Raw genomic sequence first — 21,386 nt, forward strand, 5'->3', positions numbered from 1 at the left:
TCCGGCGGACCTTAGCAGAGGCATGGACACCGGGGAACCGGGGAGCTGAACCGGCTGGTTCAGCCCCCCACAGCCACCAGTCCCAGCTTGCGGGCGGAGGTGAGTGTCAGGGTGCCGCTGTCCAGTCCCAGCGGTGCCTGATAGCGTTGCACAGCTTTGCGGGTGGCTGCGTCCATCTGTCCGTGAAGGGGGCCGCGGTAGATCCCGCGGGCGGCCAAGGCGCGTTGGATTGTCCGGATAAAGTCCGGCGTCATCATTGCGGGGCAGGGGATTTCGATCCAGCGTTTCTGCCGCGGCTGCACGATCTGCTGGCGGGTCTCGGTGCGGAAGGCGGCGGGGCGGATGATCTGGCCGTTGCTGCCGGTTAGCGCCGGTTCTGCCATGACCTGGCTGGTGACGGTTTCGATCACCGCGGGGGAAGTGTGCGTGCTCCAGCAGGTATCGGGCGCCGCGCCGGGCGGGGCATAGCGGCCGGCGCGGGAAACGTCGCCGCCGGGCGGCGGCGGGACGCAGGCCGCCAGCAGTGCCAGCAGCAGCCCGGGCCAAAGCCGGAGGCTGGTATCGAATATGCTCGGCGTCATGCCCGGGTGCCTTTGTCACTGTGCCTCTGCCGGCGCGCATGTCCGTTCCGGGCGCCGGTGCTTTGACGGCAGGTTAGCCCAGTTCCTGCCCTTGCGCAAAGGCGGGATCATCCCGGCGGCCTTGTTCCGCCAGCAGCAGGTCCAGCATCGGCGAAATGTCCTCAACCGTCTCGGCAATCACATGGGTGACGGAATGCGCCCGCTGCAGCCGCCCGGTGACGCGCAAGAACCGCCCCGAGATCACCGCACGGCGGAAAGCCTCGTGAATCTTACACCAGACGATCACGTTGACGATGCCGGTTTCATCCTCAAGCGTGACAAAAATCACCCCCTTGGCAGTGCCGGGGCGCTGCAGCAGGATCACCAGCCCGGCCACGGTGATGCGGGCGTTCTGGGGCGGTTCCTGCAGCCGGGCGGCGGGCAGGCAGTGCGGCGGGCGCGGCCAGGGCTGTGATTTGTGCCGGTCTGCTGCACAGGCTGCGGCAGGGATTGGAGCGGGGGCGGGGGCTGGCATGAGGAAAACGGCTCTGCAGTTGAAAAATATCCGGAGTGAACAAATACAGAACATTGGCTCGAAAAGCCCAGCTGCGGCAGGGCGGGGTCGCAATTGGGGGTGGCACCGGCGCAGGGGCTTGGCTACACAGTCGCGCAAGTACCGGAAAAGGGAAGAGAGCTGACAATGGCAAAGATCACTTACATCGAGCACAACGGCACCAGCCATGTGGTGGACGTCGCCAACGGGCTGACCGTGATGGAAGGCGCGCGCGACAACAATATTCCGGGCATCGAGGCCGATTGCGGCGGCGCCTGCGCCTGCTCGACCTGCCACGTCTACATCGCGCCGGACTGGGTGGAGAAGCTGCCGGCCAAGGACGATATGGAAGAGGATATGCTGGATTTCGCATATGAACCCGATCCCGCCCGCTCGCGCCTGACCTGCCAGATCAAGGTGAGCGACGCGCTGGAAGGGCTGGTTGTGCATATGCCCGAAAAGCAGATCTGATGACCGCGGGGGCAGCGGCGCGGCGTCTGAGGATGCGCGCCCGGCCCCGTTCCGCCCGCTGCGCATGGCGGGCGTTGTGCCTGGGGCTGGCCTTGGCTGGCCCTTCTGCACTGGTGGCTGAGGACCGGGTGGTCTCGGCGCGTTACGGCGATCCCACCACCCGCTACGGGCACGGTGTGCTGGGTGATGATGTGGAATACGGGACGCTGGTGCTGACCGTAGAAGGCACAGATGAGGTCGGACTCACTAACAGAGCGGTCAACCGGAAATCCAAAATTCTAGTCCGCCTGCCGCAGGATCATGTGTTCGAGGACACCGCGCCGCGGCTGGCGGATGTGGACGGCGATGGCAGCCCCGAGGTCCTGGTGGTCGAAACCGATGTGGCGCAGGGCGCCCAGCTGGCCATTTATGATGCGCGTGGGGAGAAGATTGCCGCTACTCCGCATATTGGCACCCGCAACCGCTGGCTGGCCCCGATTGGCGCCGCGGATCTGGATGGCGACGGGTATGTGGAGGTCGCCTATATCGACCGGCCGCATCTGGCGAAAACCCTGCGCATCTGGCGGTTCAAGGACGGCGCGCTGACTGAAACTGCCAGCCAAGCCGGGCTGACCAATCACCGGACCGGCCAGGACTTCATCACCTCCGGCATTCGCAATTGCGGGCTGGGACCGGAGCTGGTGACGGCCAGCGGTGATTGGCGCAGGATCATCGCATCCCGTCTGCAGGACGGCAGGATCGCCAGCCAGGATATCGGCCCTTTCGGGCAAGGAACGGGTCTGCAGGCCGTATTGGCCTGCCGTTAGGCGCTGCCCGCGGCGCGCATGGCGCGGCGCCGTGCCCTACTGGGAAGTGCATCCGCAAGGATGGGCTGGAGCAGGCGGGAGTGCTTGCCGGCTCTGCCGCCCGGAAAGACAGGCTTGCTGCACCGCGTCCAACCCGGTTTTTGCGCGGTGTTTCATATTTATTCATCACCTTTGGTTACCTTGCCTCTGACGAGCGGCGCCAGGCGGCTACCTGTCTGGGCCGGTTTTACAGGAGACAGGCGCGTGAGCTTTACACCCTATGTGTTGGGCACCGGTATCAGCGGGTGGACCTTCCTGCAGCGGACCCGCGACCAGCAGCAGGAAATTTATGAGAAATCGCCGGTCATCGACCGGACGGTGCAGGACTTCAGTCAAAAAATCACCGGCATTCAGACTGCGGACGAGCTGCTGGATGACTACAACCTGCTGACCGTGACGCTGGGCGCCTTTGGCCTGGACGAGGATATCGGCAACAGGGCGTTCATCAAGAAAGTGCTTGAATCCGACGTCAGCGATTCGGGATCTTTTGTGAACCGGCTCAACGACGTCCGGTATCAGGCGCTGGCGGCAACCTTTGGTTTCAACAGTCCGGATGGACCAACGCTCCCCACTGCCAAAGGGGGCGCTGAATTTGCCAGCGTCGCCTCGCCGGATGATTTGCTGGCAAACGGCACCCTGCTGCGCAAGGCACTTGGAAATGTCGGGCTTGAAGGTCTCGAAAATAATCAGTTCTTTTTGCAGAAAGTTCTGGAATCCGACCTGGAAGATCCGGACTCCTTTGTCAATAAGCTGAGCAATCCCAAATACGCCGAGTTTGCTCAGCAATTCAGTTTCAACGCGCCGCCGGTGTATGACAACAGCATTCAGGCGCTGGTCGGGGAATTCAACGAATACACCAACGGCCTGGCAAGCGCGGATGATCTGCTTGAGGATGAAAACCTTCTGCAAGCTGTCATCGAAACCTTTGACCTGGAAAGCTCCAATCCCGTTTTCCTGCGGCGTGTTCTCGAATCGGATACAACCGATCCGGATTCCTTTGTGAACCAGCTGGAGGACACAAGGTATCTTGCGGTTTCAGAGGCCTTTGCCTTCGGCTGGCCGGATATCAATGAAATGACCGATCCGGATGAGCTGTTGTCTAATCCGGAGGTGCTGGAGCATGCGCTGGACACTTTCGGCCTTTTTGGCAGGGACGAGGCCGAGCTGCGCCAGATTCTGGAATCCGACCTGTCAGACCCGAACTCCTATGTGAACCAGCCGGAAAATGCTGCCTACTATGACTTTGCCGACGCGTTCCAGAACGGCTGGCCGGATCATGTCAGCAAGATGCAGGTGTTCTCCAATGAGATCACCGACAAGCTGGGCACCTTCTCCGACCCAAGGGAGCTGGTCTTTGATTTGAGCCTGTTTGAGGCGACTCTGGACATTTTTGGCCAGAGTAAACGGAATGTGGATTTTGACACTGTGATCCGCGCCTTTGAATCTGACCTGTCATCCAGCACGTCATATGCAAACTTGCATTATGACACGGGCTTGAAAGCCATGGCGCATGCCTTTTCCTTCAACGGGGGAGAAACCGGCCGGGAGTATCCCGAAGGCTTTGCCGAGCAACTTTCAGAGCTTTACACCACCCGCCAGTTTGAAATTGAGATCGGCGAGAGCGATCAGAACATGCGCCTGGCGCTTGCCTTTGAGCGCGAGCTGCAAACTATTGCTGATGCGGGCGGCAGCGAAAACGCCCATTGGTACGGTATTATCGGTTCGCCGCCGCTGAAAACGATTTTTGAAAGCGCGCTGGCGCTGCCGTCCGGTTTCGGCCAGCTGGATGTGGACAGGCAGGTGGAAGAGATGAAGGAGCGTTCGTTTGCTGCCTTTGGAACCACCCATCCTGCAGATTTTCTCGAAGCCGGAAAACTGGATGAATTCCGCAACAGGTTCCTGATGCTGGCAGATCTCAACGCACCTTTGAACACAGGCGTCAGCGATCCGATCTTGTCGCTGTTCTGACCCGGCGGATGAGTTTTGGTCTGATGACGGCTCAGGCACTGGCTGGCTTCGAGGTCTGGCGCTAAAGCGCCAAGCGCATGGTGATGTCCGTCACCCTGTTGTGGCCGGGATGGGAGTTTTCTGCGGTCTTGACGAACCCCAGCCGGGCAAACGTGCGGTGGTTTTCCACCAGTTCGATCCTTGTCTGCAGCTCAAGCGCCGGCAGGCCAAGATCGCTGGCGCGCTGCGCCGCCAGATCCACCAGCTGCCTTGCCAGGCCTGACCCGCGGTACGCCTGATCGACTGCCAGCTTGCCCAAATACAGGCAGCCCGCCTTTGGTGTCAGGAATATGCAGGCCACAGGCGGGTTGCCGGCGGCCCAGATCTCGCCGCCGGCCTGACAGTGATCTTTCATTCGATCCACTGTCAGCCGGTGCATGGAAGAGGGCGGATCAATGCGCCCGTCCATATAGGCAAAGCTGCGCCGGATCAGGGCCAGCACGTCTGCAAGCAGCGGATCGTCAGCATTGATCCGGCGGGGCAGCTTCACGGCTGGGCCTTCCGGAGGGCGGCGGGAAAGTGCTGTCGGCCGGCCAATACCAGAAGGCAAGCCGCGCAGACGGCGAGAGAGGCTGCAGGAAGGGACTGGCACGGCCTGCCGCTTTCCTGCAGGTGCTGGTCTTTGCCGCCTTGGACCGATCTCATCGCTTTACTGCATCCCGGTTCTGACTGAAGTCCAGCGTACCGCAATCCACCGGTCAGGGATACTGCCGGCTGGTGCAACAACGGCCGGCCAGGCAAAACCGCCGCGCCGGACGTATTTGCGCCCGGCCACGCCCAACTGAGACTGTCAATCTGCGATTGACTGGAAACAGACGGGAGAGCCGCCGCCGCGGCAGACGCTCAGTCCAGCGCGCGCCAGCCGATGTCGCCGCGGAAAAACCCCTGCGGCCAATCAACCCCGTCCACCATTGCATAGGCGCGGTCGCGGGCCTCCTGCAGGGTTTTACCGCGGGCAGTCACGTTCAAAACCCGGCCGCCGGCTGCCAGAACCTTGCCATTTTCCGCCTTGGTGCCGGCGTGGAAGACCATGCTGCCGCTATCCTCGGGCAGAGCCTTCAGCCCCTTGATTTCCGAGCCTTTTTGGTAAGGTCCGGGATAGCCGTCAGCCGCCATCACCACCGTGATTGCATGATCGTCGCCCCAGTTCACCTGCGCCTCGCCCAGACGGCCCTCTGCCGCGGCGTGCATCAGGTCCAGCGCCTGCGCGCCCAGCCGCATCATCAGCACCTGGCATTCCGGATCGCCAAAACGGACGTTGTATTCCACCAGCCGCGGCTGCCCGTCCTTGATCATCAGACCAGCATAAAGCACGCCCTGATAAGGCATGCCGCGTTCGGCCATCACCCGCATGGTGGGCTTGACGATCTCATCCATCGCGCGAGCTTCGATCTCGGCGGTCAGCACCGGTGCCGGGGAATAGGCACCCATGCCGCCGGTGTTGGGGCCAGTGTCGCCTTCGCCCACGCGTTTGTGGTCCTGGGCAGAGCCGATCGCCAGCACATCCTCGCCATCGACCAGCACAAACAGGGAGGCCTCTTCGCCTTCCATGAACTCCTCAATCACCACCTCGGCGCCGGCCCCGCCAAAGGCGCCGCCGAACATGTCGTCGATGGCGGCGATGGCCTCTTCTTCGGTCATGGCGATGATCACGCCCTTGCCGGCCGCCAGACCGTCGGCCTTGACCACAGTGGGCGCGCCGTGTTCGCGCACATGCGCCTTGGCAGCCTCTGCCCCGGTGAAATGGCCATAAGCGGCGGTGGGCGCTTTGGCTGCGTCGCAGACCTCTTTGGTAAAGCTCTTGGAGGCTTCCAGCCTGGCCGCCGCTTCCGTCGGGCCAAAGACCAGCAGGCCTGCCTCGCGCAGGCGGTCGGCCACACCTGCGGCCAGCGGCGCCTCCGGGCCGATGATCACGAAATCAATGGCGTTTTCCTCGGCAAAGCCGGCCACAGCACCGCCATCTTCGATATCAAAGGAGGCGCAATCAGCAATCTGGGCAATGCCGGCATTGCCCGGCGCCACGATCAGCCTGTCGCATTTGGGGTTCTGCATTACCGCCCAGGCCAATGCATGTTCGCGCCCGCCGCTGCCAAGGATAAGGATGTTCATCTGCGTGTTCTCCGATCTGCCTGAGCCAGGAGAGGCCAACAAAAGTCTTTGGCGGTCTCCAGGGCTTGCCTTGCTTGCGGCGGGTTCTATGCTGCGCGCGACTTCAAAACAAGAACCACCTGTGCCGCAGGAGAGCAGCCCGTCCATGTCCGACCTGTTTGACGATCCCAACCCTGTTGACCAGCCGGGTCAGAACGCCCCTGAATTCACCGTTTCGGAAATTTCCGGCGAGGTGAAACGCACGCTGGAGGGCACTTTCGGCCGCATCCGGGTGAAGGGCGAAGTGGGCCGGGTGTTCAAGGCGCGCTCGGGCCATTTGTATTATGACATCAAGGACGACCGCTCAGTGCTGGCCTGCACCACCTGGAAGGGGCAGGTGGCGGGCCTCTCGGTGGTGCCCGAAGAAGGGCTGGAGGTGGTTGTCACCGGCCGGCTGACGGCCTTTGGCGCCCAATCCAAATACAACATGAATGTGGATGAGGTTGCGGTTGCGGGCCAGGGCGCGCTGATGGCGCTGCTGGAGAAACGCAAGAAACAGCTGGAAGCGGAGGGCCTGTTTGCCTCCGAGCGCAAAAAGCCGCTGCCCTATCTGCCGCAGATCATCGGTGTGGTGACATCGCCGTCGGGCGCGGTGATCCGTGATATTCTGCACCGCCTTCGCGACCGGTTCCCGCGCAAGGTGCTGGTCTGGCCGGTTGCGGTGCAAGGCCAGAACTGCGCGCCGGAAGTGGCCCGCGCCATCGAAGGCTTCAACCGCCTGACCCCCGGCGGCGCGCTGCCGCGCCCCGATCTGATCATCGTCGCGCGCGGCGGCGGCTCGATCGAGGACCTGTGGGGTTTCAATGAGGAAATCGTCGCCCGTGCCGTGGCTGCCTCGCAGATCCCGCTGATCTCAGCCGTGGGGCATGAGACGGATACGACGCTGATTGATTTTGTGTCTGACCGCCGGGCGCCGACCCCGACGGCGGCGGCGGAACTGGCGGTGCCGGTACGGCTGGAACTGATGGCCTGGGCCGAGACCCAGGGGGCGCGGCTCACCCGTGCCGCGGGGCAGGCGGTTCAGCTCAGGCGCCAGCGGCTGAACGATCTGGCCCGTGCATTACCCAAGCCCGATACCCTGCTGGAAACCCCGCGCCAGCGGCTCGACCGGATATCCGACCGGTTGCCGGGTGCGCTGATATCCGGTGTGCAGCGCCGCCGGGTGCATCTGAGTGAAACCGCCGCGTCCTTGCGCCCTTCCACCCTGCGCCAACTGGTGCAGGGGCGCCGCGACCGGTTGCAAAACCTGTCCTCCCGTCTGACCCTGCGCCCGATCCAGCGCGAGATCACAGCCCGCAAGGACGCGCTGGGCCGTCTTGCGCAGAGGCTGGATGCCGCACAATCGCTGCGTCTTGACCGCCAGCGCCAAAGCCTCTCCGCCGCAGGCCGCCAGTTGGAGATCCTCAGCTACAAGGCCACGCTTGAGCGCGGCTATGCGGTGGTGCGTTCGGGCGCGGAGATCCTCACCACCAGGGATGCAGCAGCCAAGGCCGGCTCGCTGCAGATCGAATTTGCCGACGGCACGCTGGATCTGGAGGAGGGCACTGTGGACCCGGCGGCCAAGACCGCCGCGCCGAAACCGCCCGCCGGCGGTCAAGGCTCGCTGTTTTAGCTTCTTTCTGGTCCTAAATACCCAATGCGCTGCCGCAACCCTCAGACCCCGGCGTCAGGGCCGTAGCACAGCATTTCCTCGCCGATGTCTTCGGCCTCGTACAATTCGGTCGAGGCCGGGTCATCCTCAAACCGGGCGGTCAGCCCGCCGGGGGTGAGCTCAAAGCTCCAGCACTGCGGATCGCCCCGGTTTTCATAGATAAAACAGATCCGGCCTGCGTCTTCGTACCAGCTGCCTTCCTGGCATCTGCCGTCCAGAAAAGACCAGATCACCCGCCGTCCGGGCAGGTAGCGCTCCACCCCGTACATGCTGCCGCCGAAACCGTAAAACAGGGTGCGGCCCTGGGTGTAGCGGTCGAATTGCTCGGCGTTCAGCGGCTCGGCAGCCTGCAGCGGCCCAGTGAGGGCGGCAATCAGGGGAATCATCATCAGACAGCGCATGGGCTCACTGTGCCAGAGTGTCCGGGTCCCGGCCAAGGGAAACACACCGGGCGCAAACAGGCCGCAAAGCGGAGCGGCGCTGCCAAGCTCCCGTTTGGTCACCTTTGACCCGGCGGGTGTCTTGCGGCCAACTGGCGCAAACGGGCAGGGGGCAGCAACGTGATGATGCAATGGACAGCAGCAGGGGCCGCGATCTGCGCCGCCGGGTATTTGTTTCTGACCGCGCAACCGCCCGGTATTCTGCGCAGCCTGGCAAAAACCGCGGCGGTTGCGCTTCTGGCTCTTGGCGGCGGGCTGGCGGGGGCACCGCTGCTGCTGGTGCTGGCGCTTGGCCTTTGTGCGCTGGGTGACCTGTTCCTGTCGCGCGACGGCGAAAGCGCCTTTATGGCAGGGGTGGGGGCCTTTGCCGCAGGGCATCTGGCTTATGCGGCGCTGTTCCTGGGTCCTAAATACCCAATGCGCTGCCGCAACCCTCAGACCCCGGCGTCAGGGCCGTAGCACAGCATTTCCTCGCCGATGTCTTCGGCCTCGTACAATTCGGTCGAGGCCGGGTCATCCTCAAACCGGGCGGTCAGCCCGCCGGGGGTGAGCTCAAAGCTCCAGCACTGCGGATCGCCCCGGTTTTCATAGATAAAACAGATCCGGCCTGCGTCTTCGTACCAGCTGCCTTCCTGGCATCTGCCGTCCAGAAAAGACCAGATCACCCGCCGTCCGGGCAGGTAGCGCTCCACCCCGTACATGCTGCCGCCGAAACCGTAAAACAGGGTGCGGCCCTGGGTGTAGCGGTCGAATTGCTCGGCGTTCAGCGGCTCGGCAGCCTGCAGCGGCCCAGTGAGGGCGGCAATCAGGGGAATCATCATCAGACAGCGCATGGGCTCACTGTGCCAGAGTGTCCGGGTCCCGGCCAAGGGAAACACACCGGGCGCAAACAGGCCGCAAAGCGGAGCGGCGCTGCCAAGCTCCCGTTTGGTCACCTTTGACCCGGCGGGTGTCTTGCGGCCAACTGGCGCAAACGGGCAGGGGGCAGCAACGTGATGATGCAATGGACAGCAGCAGGGGCCGCGATCTGCGCCGCCGGGTATTTGTTTCTGACCGCGCAACCGCCCGGTATTCTGCGCAGCCTGGCAAAAACCGCGGCGGTTGCGCTTCTGGCTCTTGGCGGCGGGCTGGCGGGGGCACCGCTGCTGCTGGTGCTGGCGCTTGGCCTTTGTGCGCTGGGTGACCTGTTCCTGTCGCGCGACGGCGAAAGCGCCTTTATGGCAGGGGTGGGGGCCTTTGCCGCAGGGCATCTGGCTTATGCGGCGCTGTTCCTGACCCGCCCGGACAGCGACCCTGTGCGGGTCATGCAAATGCCGGCTGCAGCGGTTGCCGCCGGGCTGCTGGTGCTGGGGCTGATCATGATGCGCGTTCTGGCGCCGCGGGCGGGCGCGCTGAAAGCGCCGGTGCTGGCCTATATCCCGATCATTCTCGGCATGGGGGCGGCAGCGCTGACCCTGCCGTTTGGCACTTGGGTCTTTGCTGCCGCCTGTGCCTTTATGCTGTCGGACATGATCCTGGCGGCGGAAACCTTTGTTCTGAGCGACGAGCACCCGCTGCGGCGGATCACGCCATATGCGGTTTGGGTGCTGTACTGGGGAGCGCAAGCCGGGTTTCTCGCTGCATTTTCCTGAACCCGGCGGTGCCTTGCGCTTTGCACTCCGGGTAAATCCGCATTAGGTGGGGTGCAGACCCTTTTGCGGAGACCAAGATGGCGTTTTTCTCAAAGCTCAAGGAACGGCTGTTCAAATCCTCTTCCAAGCTCGAGCAGGGGCTTGATGCGATTGTCGAGGAGGGGGCCGGGAGCGGTGCGGCCGAAGCCCTGGCAGAGGCCCCGGCAGTGACGCCGGAGCAGCCCGCCCCGGCACCTGTTCCGCAGCCGAAAGCTGTTGCCGAGACCGCACCCGAGCCGGAGCCTGCGCCCGAACCTGAAACCGCCCCCGCGCCGCAGATTGCACCGGAGCCTGAGAAAAAATCGCCGGGACTGCTGGGCCGTTTGATGGGCCGCACCGCCGCCGCCGAGCCGCGCCGGGCGCTGGATGACGACATGCTGGAGCAGCTGGAAGAGCTGCTGATCGCCGCCGACATGGGAGTGGACACGGCGCTGCGCGTGACCTCCAACCTGGCCGAAGGGCGGATGGGCAAGAAGGTTTCCAGCCGCGAGATCAAGGAGCTGCTGGCACAGGAAGTCGCCCGCATCATGGAGCCGGTGGCAAAGCCGCTGCCGATCTATGCAAAGCGCCCGCAGGTGGTGCTGGTTGTGGGGGTCAATGGTTCCGGCAAAACCACCACCATCGGCAAGCTGGCGAGCCAGTTCAAAGGCGCGGGCAAGAAGGTGGTGATTGCCGCAGGCGACACCTTCCGCGCCGCCGCAGTGGAGCAGCTGCAGGTCTGGGGCGACCGGGCCGGGGTGCCGGTGCTGACAGCACCCGAAGGCTCCGATCCGGCCTCGCTGGCTTTTGATGCCATGACCAAAGCGCAGGAAGAGGGCGCAGACCTCTTGATGATCGACACCGCGGGCCGCCTGCAGAACCGCGCCGACCTGATGGAAGAGCTGTCGAAAATCGTCCGCGTGATCCGCAAGAAAGATGAAACAGCACCGCATAACACCCTCTTGGTGCTGGATGCGACCACCGGGCAGAACGCGCTGAGCCAGGTGGGCACCTTCCAGAAGCTGGCGGATGTTTCCGGCCTGGTGATGACCAAGCTCGATGGCACCGCCAAGGGCGGCGTGCTGGTAGCTTTGGCCGACAAATTCGGCCTGCCGATTCACGCCATCGGGGTGGGCGAGCAGATCGACGATCTGGCGCCGTTTGATCCAGAAGAATTTGCCGCAGCCCTGACCGGCCTGGAAAAGACCTGATCCTTCATTCATCTGGCTGAAAATATCCCCCGGGGTCCGGGGGCAGGCAGCCCCCGGCGCCCTCACCCCGCGCAAAGGTATTTGATTTGAGCGATTGGCTGATCTCCCTGGAAGGCACCGAAGCGGGGCATCAGGCGGCGCTGTTTCTGGCCATCTGGGCGGCGTTCCTGCATGCGGTCTTTGGCGCGCTGCAAAAAGGGCGGCATGATCCCTGGCTGTCGCGCGGAGCGATCGACTTTTCCTACTGCGTGATGGCGGCGCCTTTTGCGCTGTTCGTGGTGCCTTGGCCGGAGCCGCATATGTGGCTGATCTTCGCTGTCGCCTGGGGGATCCACGTCTTCTACAAGCTGTTCCAGGCGCTGGCCTATACCAAGGGCAGCTATACCGTGGTCTACCCGGTGGTGCGCGGGACCGGGCCGCTGTTCACGGTGATCGGCTCCTTCTTTCTGTTTGGCGAGATCTTCACGCCGGTGCAATGGCTGGGGGTGGCGGTGCTGCTGGCCGGGATTTTTGGTCTGGCGGCCTATAACTTTGTCTTTCTGGAAGCCAACCGCGACACCTTCGGGATTGCGCTGCTGTTTGCCTTCATCACCGGGTTGTTTGTGGCCGCCTACACCACATATGACGCCTATGGCATCCGGGCGACTGCGGATCCGTTCACCTTCCTGGCGTGGTTTTTCATGATCGACGGGCTGGTGTTTCCGGTGATTGCCTTCCTGCGCTGGCGGACTATGCCCGCGCCGCCGGCGCCGGGGCCGCTGATGATCCGGGGGGTCTTTGGCGGGCTGGTGGCCTTTGCGTCCTTTGGCGCGATCATGCTGGCCACCAGGCTGGACAAGGTGGGGGAGGCGGCGGTGCTGCGCGAGACCTCGACCGTGTTTGCCGCCCTGATCGGCTGGCTGGTGCTGAAGGAAACCGTGGGGCCGCGGCGGATCGCCTTGATGGCTTTGATCGCGCTGGGCGCCGTGATAGTGGAAATGGGCGGCTAAAGCCCGCGCGCAGAACTGACAGGAGGCCCCATGGCCGCAAAGAAGATCAACCCGACCCTGAAGATGCTGCTGGAACTGGGCCCGGTCGTCCTGTTCTTCATCGGCTATCTGAAGCTGAAGGATGAGGTGTTTCTGATCGGTGGCAGCGAGTATCAGGGCTTCATCGTCATCACCGCAGTCTTCATCCCGCTGATGGTGGCTTCCACGCTGGCCTTGTGGAAGCTGACCGGGCATCTGTCGCGGATGCAATTTGCGACCCTGGTGCTGGTGGTGCTGTTTGGCGGCATGTCGGTGTGGTTCAATGACGACCGCTTCATCAAGATGAAGCCGACGATGCTGTATCTCTTGTTCGGCGGCTTGCTGGGCATCGGCCTGTTGCGCGGGCAGAGCTGGCTGAAGGTGGTGATGGAGGAAGTCATGCCGCTGCAGCAGGAAGGCTGGATGATCCTGACCCGGCGGCTGTGTGCGTTCTTCTTTGGCCTGGCGGTGGCGAATGAGCTGATCTGGCGGACCCAGAGCACCGAGACCTGGGTCTATTTCAAGACCTTCGGCCTGCCGGTGGCGATGTTCGCATTTTTTATGGCTCAAGGGCAGCTGCTGCAGAAATTCGGGCTGGAGGAAGAAACCGGCCCGGCGGAGTAACCGGTGGCCGTCAGCGACGGGCTCCCGCGCCTTGGCACCTCATCAGAGATGAGATGTAAAGCCTTGGGCCGGGCGGCGCACCTGCGGTGCGCTGCGGGTGCGCATCCGGCTAACGTCTAGTTGCCAAACAGCACCTGCTGGGCCTTGGTATCCGACCGGTCACCGCGCAAGTCCGCATGCAGTGCGCGGCCAGCGATCACGCCGGGACGGGACCACATCAGATCCAGCCAGCGAGCCAGATGCGGCTTGTCTTCCAGTGTTTGCTGCTGGCCTTCCCACAATGAGGCCCAGGGCCAGATCGCCATGTCTGCAATCGTATAGTCCGGACCTGCCGCAAATTCATTCTCCGCAAGCTGCCGGTCCAGAACACCGTAGAGACGGGCAACCTCATTCCGGTAGCGGTCTTTGGCATAGGGCAGGTCTTCGGGAGCGTATTTCAGGAAATGATGCGCCTGGCCCGCTATTGGCCCGACCCCGCCCGTCTGCCACATCAGCCATTGATCCACAGCCAGCCGCGCGCGTTCATCCGCGCCGTAGAACCGGCCGGTCTTGCGGGCGAGGTACTGCAGAATGGCGCCGCTTTCGAACAGGGAGACCGGCGCAGCGCCGGGGCCGTCAGGGTCCGCAATCGCGGGTATCCGGTTGTTGGGGGAGAGGCTCAGGAACTCCGGTGCGAACTGATCACCCTTGCTGATGTCAATCAGCGTGACCTCGTATGGCAGGTCCATCTCCTCCAGCGCAATGGAGATTTTCCAACCGTTGGGCGTGGGCCAGTAGTGGAGCTGGATCGGATCCTGCATCTGTTTCCTCCGTCAGGTTACCCGGCCACAGGAACACGGCGGGCGCAGGGTGGGCAAGAGGCGTCTGCCCTCGCTCGGGTGTGACCGTTTTGGCCCGGGCGGCGTGACTGGAGCCTGTAGCATCCGGCGTGCCCGGGCATCGCATTGCGGCGAAAGCCATCTTGCTTGCGGCGCGTCCGAAACGCATAACCTTCGACGCTTCGCGGCAGCCGATTCCAGGGCGAGCCGGGTGCTGAAGATCAGGTGACGCCCCACCATCGCAGGGTCTGCGCATAGTGATGCTGGATTGCGCTGATTGCCGCGTCAGCTTCGTGGCGTTCAAGGGCGTCTATTATGGCGAGATGTTCCTCCATAGCCGATAGGATCCGGTCCTGGAGGAAAGGGCGGGCGTTCTGGATAATGGCGGTCCGCATCCGGTTGGCAGCATACGCGGCCGCCAGCTGGGGGTTGCCAAGTCCAGCGGCCAGGAAGTCATGCAGCGAGAGGTCAACTTCTATGGCGCCCTCCGGTGTGCCGCTGGCCTCGCCCCGCCGCGCGGCGTCGCGAAAGGCCTGATGCCGGTCCCGAAGTGCATCCAGGCCGGTCAGATCATCGCTGGATATCCGCCGCCGTGCCCCCTCCTGGTCCAGCACCATCCGGAAGTCGAGGCAGTCGCGGATCGTTTCGGGGCGCGCCTCCATCACCTGGATCCCGCGCTTGGGCAAAGTGATCAGCAGGCCTTGCGAGCTGGCGTGCTTTACCGCTTCGCGGACCGCGGACAGCGGGAAGCCGAGCATGGTAACAAGCTGAGACATTGACAGAAACTGCCCGTCGCGCAGCTGCCCGTTGCGCAGCGCCGCCGACAGGGCTTGCTGCGCCTTCACCGCCAAAAGCTGAACATCTTGAGACTGAGTCATCCGGCTGTCCTTAACGGGCATTACCTGCGGTTTCAATAAGGTGCTATCTGAAATTCCTAACAGACTGCCACATAGGATACCTGCTAACATGTTAGTTGCAAGTTTAGATTGCCGCGCTGTTTGGGAGGGGCACGAAGCCGCCATCCGCGGAACAGCATCAGGGAGGAAAAAATGACTGTAACAGACGACGTGCATATCGCACACGGGGGGACACTCGACCCCAAGGGCAATGCGCTTAACCCCGTTGGCAGCGACGAAAAAACATGGGGATGGTTCGCCATCTTCAACATCTGGGCCAATGACGTGCAGTCGCTGTTCGGCTATTCGCTGGTGGCGTCGCTGTTCATTTCCTATGGCGTCGGCGGCTGGACTGCCTTTGCGGCCCTGATCTGCGCCGGGCTGTTCGTGATGTGGATGGTGAATCTCTCCGGTGCAGCGGGCGAGAAATACGGCATACCCTATCCGGTTCTGGCGCGCGCCAGCATGGGGACCCAGGGGGCCAAACTGCCGGCCATTCTGCGCGCAACGGTGGCGGTGTTCTGGTACGGGGTCCAAGTCTACTTCGCCTCAACCGCGCTGGCGCTGCTGATCCGCTCGCTCACCGGTGCCGCTGGCGGTACCGAAATTCTCGGCCTTACCAGTATCGACTGGCTCTCCTTCGTGGTCGTCTGGGGTTTTCATATCCTCATCTTCTGGCGCGGCATGAGCTGGGTGGAAACCTTTCTCAATATCGCGGGGCCCTTCGTGTATCTGGTGATGATCGGCCTTGTCATTGTGCTCTGGCAGCGTTCGGACGGTCAGCTGCTCACCGCCACGGCCACGATCTTTGCCAACCCCGAAGGCACCTTTTGGAGCGAACTCAAAGGGTTTATTGCCATAGTCGGCACCATGGTGGCCTATTTTGCTGCCGTGATGATCAACTTCAGCGACTTCTCGCGGTATGCCAAGGACAAGCGGGCCATGGTCTTGGGCAACTTTGCCGGTCTGCCGTTCAACATGATCTTGTTCTCGGCCCTGGCCCTGCTGACCACCGGCGGTGCGGCTGTCGTCTTTGGTGAAGAGATCATCAATCCGACCGAGATCGTTGAGCGGACCGACAGTGTGCTGCTGGGTATCATTGCCGCAATCACTTTCTTTGCAGCGACTGTCGGCATCAACCTGGTCGCCAATTTCATCCCGGCGGTGAATGGTATTGCCAATCTGGCCCCCGAAAGGATCAGCTTCCGCAAGGCTGGTCTGATCACCTCGCTGTTTGCACTGGTCATCGGCGGCTTCTGGAACAGCTTCATCAGCCAGTTCGGCATCAGCGGTTTCGTCAACACGCTCGGCGCGACGCTGGCGCCGATCTTCGGCATTATGATCGTCGACTACTATCTGCACCGGCAGGAGCAGCTGAACGAAGACGACCTCTACAACATGGAAGGCGGCATCTACCACTATGACAACGGCTGGAACAATGCCGCGGTCAAAGCCTTTGCGGCGGCGGCCATCTTCTCGGTCGCGACTGTCTGGGTTCCGTGGTTCGCGTTCTTGTCCGGCTTCAATTGGGTGATTGGTGCAATCCTCGGCGGACTGGCCTACAACCTCTTTGCCAGGCACCATGCAAAAACCTGAGGGTATTCCGAGGCTGCGGCCGGTGGAGTTGGTTGTTCCACCGGCAAACTGTCTGATACTGCTTGCAGCCGGCACGACCCTGCGATTACGTCGGACGTCTGGGCTGTCCCGTTGCCGGTCAAAGACCGGCCAGCCCTGCAACCCAGGCCGAGGACGCGGGCTCCAACATGGAGGTTCAGACCGTTTGCAGGGCAAGTCATCCGGCCTTGCAGGCCGTATTCGGCCTTGCATAACCGGGCTTTTCTGCTGTATTCCCGCGTAATCCTTCCTGGTGCCTGGACCATCCAGATGGCCCCAGGCAGCCAAGTTCGCCAAAGCATGCCGCAAGGCTTGAAGTTCAGCTTTCAGGCATGCCCAAGCGGGGAGGGAGGGCAGGCGTTAGGGTCGCGGCAAAGATCCTTCTATGGAAAATGATCAGTGTATTGTTTTCTTTAGGCCGTTTAAATCCTGAGGGTTGCCGCCTTGGGCGTGCGTGATTTGTTACCGGATTGCGGGCCACGTAAAACATTCCCGCTAAAGAGGTCAGGACGTGAAGGACCCCCTTTCGCTTGGCCGATTGGGGTTTTTTTATGCGCGATTGGCGCGAGGAGACAGAAGATGAGCGACAACTGGAACAGCCGCACCAAGCTGGTTCACGCCGGCACCCGCCGCAGCCAGTACAACGAGGTGAGCGAGGCGATCTTCCTGACCCAGGGCTTTGTCTACGACAGTGCCGAGCAGGCTGAGGCGCGGTTCATCGAGACCGGCCCGGATGAGTTCATTTATGCCCGCTACGGCAATCCGACCGTGGACATGTTCGAAAAACGCATCGCTGCGCTGGAAGGGGCTGAGGATGCCTTTGCCACCGCCTCCGGAATGGCGGCGGTCAACGGCGCGCTGACCTCGCTGGTGAAGGCAGGCGATCACATTGTCTCGGCCAAGGCGCTGTTCGGCTCCTGTAACTATATCCTGGCGGATGTGCTTGGCCGCTTCGGCGTTGAGGTGACCTTCATCGACGGCACCGACCTGAATGCCTGGCGGGAAGCCGTGCGCCCGGACACCAAGGCGGTGTTTTTTGAAAGCATGTCGAACCCGACGCTCGAAGTGATCGACATCGCGGGCGTTGCGGAGATTGCGCATGCTGTTGGCGCGACCGTCATGGTGGACAACGTGTTCTCGACCCCGGTGTTCTCCCGCGCCATCGCGCAGGGCGCCGATGTGGTGATCTATTCCGCCACCAAGCACATCGACGGCCAGGGCCGGGCGCTGGGCGGGGTGGTTCTGGGCACCAAGGATTATATCCGCGGCACGCTGGAACCCTATATGAAGCACACCGGCGGCTCGCTCAGCCCGTTCAATGCCTGGGTGATGCTGAAGGGACTGGAGACGCTGTCGCTGCGCGTCGACGCTCAGGCCGAGACCGCGTTGAAGATTGCCGAGGCGCTGAACGGCCACCCGGCGCTGGCGCGCACCATCTATCCGGGCCTTAAAGACCACGCGCAGAATGCACTGGTGCAGACCCAGCTGGGCGGCAAGGGCGGCACGGTGCTGTCGCTGGACCTGAAGGGCGGCAAGGCAGCCGCGTTCAAGTTCTTGAACGCGATGACCATCCCGGTGATTTCCAACAACCTGGGCGACGCCAAGTCCATCGCCACCCATCCGGCGACCACCACCCACCAGCGGCTGACTGACGAGCTGAAGGACGAGTTGGGTATCACCCCGGGCCTGGTGCGCTTCTCGGTCGGATTGGAGGATGCAGATGATCTGATCGCCGACCTGACGGCGGCGCTGGAGGCCTCGCAGGCCTGAGAGGCTGCCGGAAAGCTGCTTCTTTCTGGCCGAAAATACTCTCGGGGGTGAATTGAGCCATAGGCTCAAGAGGGGGCAGACAGCCCCCTCTCTTTTTTCACATTTCCCAGGGGAAACTGTCGAGCCGCACCGGGCCATCCGCGGTGACCAGCACCTGGGTTTCCAGCTTGACCGACTCGGAGCCTTGCGCGCCGATCAGGCTTTCGATGCAGATCACCATGTTCTCCTCGAACTGTCCGCCGTGTCCGCCGTCAAAGTCCACATGCAGGGGCACCACCGGCCATTCATCGGCCATGCCGACGCCATGGGCCGCCAGTGAATACCGGTATGGCTGAAAGGGTTCCGGGATTTGCCAGCTCTTGGCGTTGAACTCGGCAAAGCTGAGGCCGGGCTGCAATAGCGCTATGTTGTGGCCGATCTGCTGCCGCGCCGCCGAATACAGGCGCTTCTGGGTATCGTTCATCGGCTGATAGCCGCAGGTCCAGCTGCGCGAGAGATCGGCGCAGTATCCGTAAGGCCCGATCATGTCGGTATCGAATGAGATCATCTCCCCTTCGCGGCATTCGCGGGCGGAGCATTCCTTGTACCAGGGATTGGTGTTGGGGCCGCAGGTGAGAAGCTTGGTTTCCAGCCATTCGCCGCCCGAGCGGGCATTCTCGAAATGCAGATGCGCCCAAAGCTCTTGTTCGGTCACGCCGGGCACCGAATGTTCATAAATCCGCGCCATGCCAGCTTCGCAAACGCGGATGGTCCAGCGCATCAGCTCGATTTCTTCGGCTGACTTGATGGCGCGGGCAGTTTCGGTGATCTGGCCGCCGTCAATGACCTGGATACCGTGCTCTGACAGGGCATGCACGCCCTCGGGTTCCATCCGGTCAACACCCAGACGCAGGTTGCCGCCGCCGTGCTTCCGGAGCAGATCCGCGATCTGCGCAGCCCACGGGGTCAGCCGCTCCGCGGCCTTGTCGCCTGCACACATGAACATCCAGCCGATGGCGTTCCTGACCTCGTCAATGCCGGGCAACCCGTCGTTCAGATGCTCGCAGCCCTTGAATTCAAACATGATGCCGGGGCCGCCGTTCAGGATCAGCGCGTAGCGGATCGGGTTGTGGGCGGTCCAGATCGACATGTTGGAACAATCAAACGCATAGCGGATGTTGACCGGATCATAGAGCAGGAGACCCGCCACATCCTGGCGCGCCATTTCATCGCGCAGCCGCTGCAGGCGGTAGGCGCGGGCGCGGTTCAGAACGTCCTCGCCCAGAGGTGACTTCAGCGGTTTGTCGGCACCTTCGGCATTCAGGAAGGTGCGTTTGCGTTCGTCCTTGAAAACGGCCAGTTCCGTCATGACGCACGGCCGTAAAAGCCGATGTTTTCCTCGTCCGAGAACCGCACACCGGGGCGTTCGTAGAAGGTGAAGACAGCGATCACCCGCGTCTTGCCGCCTTTGACGGTGCCGACGCGGTGGGGGGAGTTCTTGCCGCGGAAGATATTCAGCGTGCCCGGTGCCAGGGTGATTGAACGCATGTTCGGGTCTTCGCCTGCCAGCAGCCGTTCGACACCGCCGTAATTCGGATCGTCATCCGTGCGCAGTTCGGGGCTGTAGATGAACTCTCCGCCTTCATCCGGGGCCTGCAGCAGCATGGTAGTGGTAAACTCTGAGCGGTCGAAGTGCCAGTTCAGCGCTTGCTCTGCGCCATAGGACATGATGTTCAGCCGCGCCAAGGGGTCGTCCATGGTGTAGAGCGCGGGTTTCCCCATGGTAGCGGCCAGAAACCCTGCAAAGGGCGGCCAGTCATACAGCCGCAGGACCGGCGAGCCGGGGAACTGGTCGGCGCAGAGTGTGAAGTTTGAAGTCTCGACCTTTTGCAGCGCCGGGTGATCCGGTGCCAGACCTTCGACGCTGTCCTTGAAATAGATGTTGTGCCAGCGCTTGTGGTGGAAGCTTTCGGATTTGAATTTCCCCTGCAGCGCATCGGCGGCGCCCTGGGCCACTTCCGGGTTCATCAGCCCGTCCAGGCTGAACATGCCGTCCGCAGCCAGTTCGGCGCGGCAGCGGTCCACCAGGGCCTGCCATTCCGGGGCGCCGGGGCGGTCGAGCGGGTAACGGTCGAGATCAAGAATGTCGCGCATGGGGTGTTCCTTGGGGTCTTTTGAGCTTTGCCCGAGATTGCGCGCCGGACGGGGTTCTGACCACTATAAAATATCTTGGCGAGCATAAGATTTTCTTGCACTGTGCCGTCATGAAACTGCCGCCCCTGAATGCCCTGCGGGCCTTTGAATGCGCCGCCCGCGCCGGCAGCTTTTCGGCTGCGGGGGCAGAGCTGGGTGTCAGTTCGGCGGCAGTGTCGATGCAGGTGAAGAACCTGGAAGAGTGGCTGGGGCTGAAGCTGTTCACCCGCCGCGCCAATCAGGTGCGGCTGACCGATGCGGGGCGCGACTACTACCAGAAGGCGGCGATGTCGCTGGCGGAGATTGCCAGTTTCACGGAAGCGCTGACCGAAGGCGGCGCCCGGCGCCCGCTGGTGATTTCGGCAACGCCGGCGCTGGCGCAGCTGTGGCTGCCGGAGCGGCTGAAGGCCTTTGCCAGCCTGCGGCCCGATGTACCGCTGCGGCTCAGGATCGAGGATGACCGGATCGACCTGGAGGCGGAGGGGATTGATGCGCGGCTGACCTATGGCGGCGAGCATCCGGAGCACCGGACGCAAGCCCTGTTCACGGACCAAATGGTCCCGGTCGGCATGGGCCCGCAGATGGACATCCGGACGGCGCCGCTGGTGGAGGTCAGCTGGGGCGAGACGATTTCCTCGGTGCCGGGCTGGCGACAGTATTTTATTCAGCACGGGATTTCGCGCGAAGACCCGGCGGCGGCGATCATCGGGCAGTCGGTTCCATCGGTGGTAGCACTGGTGCAGGCGGGGTTGGGAATTGCGCTGTTGCCGGCGCAGGTCGTGGGCGGCGAAATCCGGGCGGGCAGGCTGCACCGTCTGGACGGCCCGGCGCTGGAAATGCCACGGCCCTATGTGCTGGTTACTGCGCATTACAAGTCGCGCTCGCGGCGCCTGCGGACCCTTGCGGAGGTGCTTGGGGTCCGTTAAGGCGCCGGTTCTGCCGCAAATGGC

Annotated in this window: 21 protein-coding genes, 1 pseudogene and 1 riboswitch; of the genes and pseudogenes, 12 read left to right on the forward strand and 10 right to left on the reverse strand. The window is 62.8% G+C overall.

Features of this window, described 5'->3' with window-relative positions:
* Positions 1 to 59: 59 nt before the first annotated feature.
* Positions 60 to 581 carry a peptidoglycan-binding domain-containing protein gene (locus tag A2I95_RS20305; protein WP_291732645.1) on the reverse strand — a complete coding sequence of 174 codons (522 nt, stop codon included), beginning with the start codon at positions 579 to 581 and terminating at the stop codon, positions 60 to 62.
* Between the two features lie 73 nt (positions 582 to 654).
* Positions 655 to 1,095, reverse strand: coding sequence for an OB-fold nucleic acid binding domain-containing protein (locus tag A2I95_RS20310; protein WP_291732646.1), 441 nt, complete (start codon positions 1,093 to 1,095; stop codon positions 655 to 657).
* 165 nt (positions 1,096 to 1,260) lie between these two features.
* Here A2I95_RS20310 and A2I95_RS20315 point away from each other — a divergent pair, with 165 nt between their 5' ends.
* The 3 genes from A2I95_RS20315 to A2I95_RS20325 all read left to right on the forward strand — a co-directional run bounded on the left by A2I95_RS20315 (position 1,261) and on the right by A2I95_RS20325 (position 4,397).
* Positions 1,261 to 1,584, forward strand: a complete 324-nt coding sequence (locus tag A2I95_RS20315; RefSeq protein WP_129370324.1) for a 2Fe-2S iron-sulfur cluster-binding protein — start codon at positions 1,261 to 1,263, stop codon at positions 1,582 to 1,584.
* Positions 1,584 to 2,390, forward strand: coding sequence for a VCBS repeat-containing protein (locus tag A2I95_RS20320; protein ID WP_291732649.1), 807 nt, complete (start codon positions 1,584 to 1,586; stop codon positions 2,388 to 2,390). The genes A2I95_RS20315 and A2I95_RS20320 overlap by 1 nt, the downstream gene beginning before the upstream one ends.
* A gap of 243 nt (positions 2,391 to 2,633) precedes the next feature.
* On the forward strand, positions 2,634 to 4,397 hold the full coding sequence (locus tag A2I95_RS20325; RefSeq protein WP_291732651.1) for a DUF1217 domain-containing protein: 1,764 nt from the start codon (positions 2,634 to 2,636) through the stop codon (positions 4,395 to 4,397).
* A 61-nt stretch (positions 4,398 to 4,458) separates the two neighbouring features.
* Here the strand turns inward: A2I95_RS20325 and A2I95_RS20330 are convergent, their stop codons facing one another.
* Together A2I95_RS20330 and purD are read right to left on the reverse strand one after the other, a co-directional pair.
* Positions 4,459 to 4,926, reverse strand: coding sequence for a GNAT family N-acetyltransferase (locus A2I95_RS20330; RefSeq protein ID WP_291732653.1), 468 nt, complete (start codon positions 4,924 to 4,926; stop codon positions 4,459 to 4,461).
* Between the two features lie 353 nt (positions 4,927 to 5,279).
* Positions 5,280 to 6,545 (reverse strand): phosphoribosylamine--glycine ligase, encoded by a 1,266-nt coding sequence (purD, locus tag A2I95_RS20335; RefSeq protein WP_291732655.1) that lies wholly within the window; start codon positions 6,543 to 6,545, stop codon positions 5,280 to 5,282.
* 145 nt (positions 6,546 to 6,690) lie between these two features.
* Here purD and xseA point away from each other — a divergent pair, with 145 nt between their 5' ends.
* Positions 6,691 to 8,196: an exodeoxyribonuclease VII large subunit gene (gene xseA / locus A2I95_RS20340; protein ID WP_291732657.1), complete on the forward strand. Its 1,506-nt coding sequence runs from the start codon at positions 6,691 to 6,693 to the stop codon at positions 8,194 to 8,196.
* A gap of 41 nt (positions 8,197 to 8,237) precedes the next feature.
* On the opposite strand, the gene A2I95_RS20345 is transcribed toward xseA, so the two are convergent.
* Entirely contained in the window at positions 8,238 to 8,624 is a 387-nt protein-coding gene (locus A2I95_RS20345) for a hypothetical protein (protein ID WP_291732659.1), read from the reverse strand.
* 174 nt (positions 8,625 to 8,798) lie between these two features.
* Here A2I95_RS20345 and A2I95_RS20350 point away from each other — a divergent pair.
* A pseudogene (locus tag A2I95_RS20350) lies at positions 8,799 to 9,077 on the forward strand (lysoplasmalogenase family protein); the annotation flags it as partial.
* Between the two features lie 32 nt (positions 9,078 to 9,109).
* Here the strand turns inward: A2I95_RS20350 and A2I95_RS20355 are convergent.
* Positions 9,110 to 9,496, reverse strand: coding sequence for a hypothetical protein (locus tag A2I95_RS20355; RefSeq protein ID WP_291732659.1), 387 nt, complete (start codon positions 9,494 to 9,496; stop codon positions 9,110 to 9,112).
* 174 nt (positions 9,497 to 9,670) lie between these two features.
* Between A2I95_RS20355 and A2I95_RS20360 the strand changes: the two genes are divergently transcribed.
* The 4 genes from A2I95_RS20360 (at position 9,671) to A2I95_RS20375 (ending at position 13,166) form a co-directional block, all read left to right on the forward strand.
* Complete coding sequence (locus tag A2I95_RS20360; protein WP_291732660.1) at positions 9,671 to 10,306, forward strand: lysoplasmalogenase; 636 nt, start codon at positions 9,671 to 9,673, stop codon at positions 10,304 to 10,306.
* Positions 10,307 to 10,383: 77 nt separating this feature from the next.
* Positions 10,384 to 11,535, forward strand: coding sequence for a signal recognition particle-docking protein FtsY (gene ftsY / locus A2I95_RS20365; protein WP_291732662.1), 1,152 nt, complete (start codon positions 10,384 to 10,386; stop codon positions 11,533 to 11,535).
* An 86-nt stretch (positions 11,536 to 11,621) separates the two neighbouring features.
* A complete protein-coding gene (locus A2I95_RS20370; RefSeq protein ID WP_291732665.1) occupies positions 11,622 to 12,524 on the forward strand; it encodes a DMT family transporter in 903 nt (300 codons plus the stop codon).
* A 30-nt stretch (positions 12,525 to 12,554) separates the two neighbouring features.
* On the forward strand, positions 12,555 to 13,166 hold the full coding sequence (locus A2I95_RS20375; RefSeq protein ID WP_291732666.1) for an inner membrane-spanning protein YciB: 612 nt from the start codon (positions 12,555 to 12,557) through the stop codon (positions 13,164 to 13,166).
* 116 nt (positions 13,167 to 13,282) lie between these two features.
* Here the strand turns inward: A2I95_RS20375 and A2I95_RS20380 are convergent, their stop codons facing one another.
* Together A2I95_RS20380 and A2I95_RS20385 are read right to left on the reverse strand one after the other, a co-directional pair.
* Complete coding sequence (locus tag A2I95_RS20380) at positions 13,283 to 13,966, reverse strand: glutathione S-transferase N-terminal domain-containing protein (RefSeq protein ID WP_291732668.1); 684 nt, start codon at positions 13,964 to 13,966, stop codon at positions 13,283 to 13,285.
* Positions 13,967 to 14,205: 239 nt separating this feature from the next.
* On the reverse strand, positions 14,206 to 14,862 hold the full coding sequence (locus A2I95_RS20385) for a GntR family transcriptional regulator (protein ID WP_291732671.1): 657 nt from the start codon (positions 14,860 to 14,862) through the stop codon (positions 14,206 to 14,208).
* Positions 14,863 to 15,033: 171 nt separating this feature from the next.
* Between A2I95_RS20385 and A2I95_RS20390 the strand changes: the two genes are divergently transcribed.
* The gene (locus A2I95_RS20390; RefSeq protein ID WP_291732673.1) at positions 15,034 to 16,476 is read left to right on the forward strand and encodes an NCS1 family nucleobase:cation symporter-1; all 1,443 of its coding nucleotides are present in this window, start codon (positions 15,034 to 15,036) and stop codon (positions 16,474 to 16,476) included.
* Positions 16,477 to 16,934: 458 nt separating this feature from the next.
* Positions 16,935 to 17,014: riboswitch (SAM riboswitch) on the forward strand.
* Between the two features lie 59 nt (positions 17,015 to 17,073).
* The gene (metZ, locus tag A2I95_RS20395; RefSeq protein ID WP_291732674.1) at positions 17,074 to 18,264 is read left to right on the forward strand and encodes an O-succinylhomoserine sulfhydrylase; all 1,191 of its coding nucleotides are present in this window, start codon (positions 17,074 to 17,076) and stop codon (positions 18,262 to 18,264) included.
* A 97-nt stretch (positions 18,265 to 18,361) separates the two neighbouring features.
* Here metZ and A2I95_RS20400 read toward each other — a convergent pair whose 3' ends face one another.
* Together A2I95_RS20400 and A2I95_RS20405 are read right to left on the reverse strand one after the other, a co-directional pair.
* Positions 18,362 to 19,612 carry a Xaa-Pro peptidase family protein gene (locus A2I95_RS20400; protein WP_291732676.1) on the reverse strand — a complete coding sequence of 417 codons (1,251 nt, stop codon included), beginning with the start codon at positions 19,610 to 19,612 and terminating at the stop codon, positions 18,362 to 18,364.
* Positions 19,609 to 20,397 (reverse strand): 2OG-Fe(II) oxygenase, encoded by a 789-nt coding sequence (locus A2I95_RS20405; RefSeq protein WP_291732678.1) that lies wholly within the window; start codon positions 20,395 to 20,397, stop codon positions 19,609 to 19,611. Before A2I95_RS20405 ends, A2I95_RS20400 begins: the two co-directional genes overlap by 4 nt.
* Before the next feature lie 110 nt (positions 20,398 to 20,507).
* Here A2I95_RS20405 and A2I95_RS20410 point away from each other — a divergent pair, with 110 nt between their 5' ends.
* Positions 20,508 to 21,362 carry a LysR substrate-binding domain-containing protein gene (locus A2I95_RS20410; RefSeq protein ID WP_291732681.1) on the forward strand — a complete coding sequence of 285 codons (855 nt, stop codon included), beginning with the start codon at positions 20,508 to 20,510 and terminating at the stop codon, positions 21,360 to 21,362.
* The last annotated feature ends 24 nt before the right edge of the window (positions 21,363 to 21,386 follow it).

The sequence above is a fragment of the Leisingera sp. F5 genome (assembly GCF_001593695.1).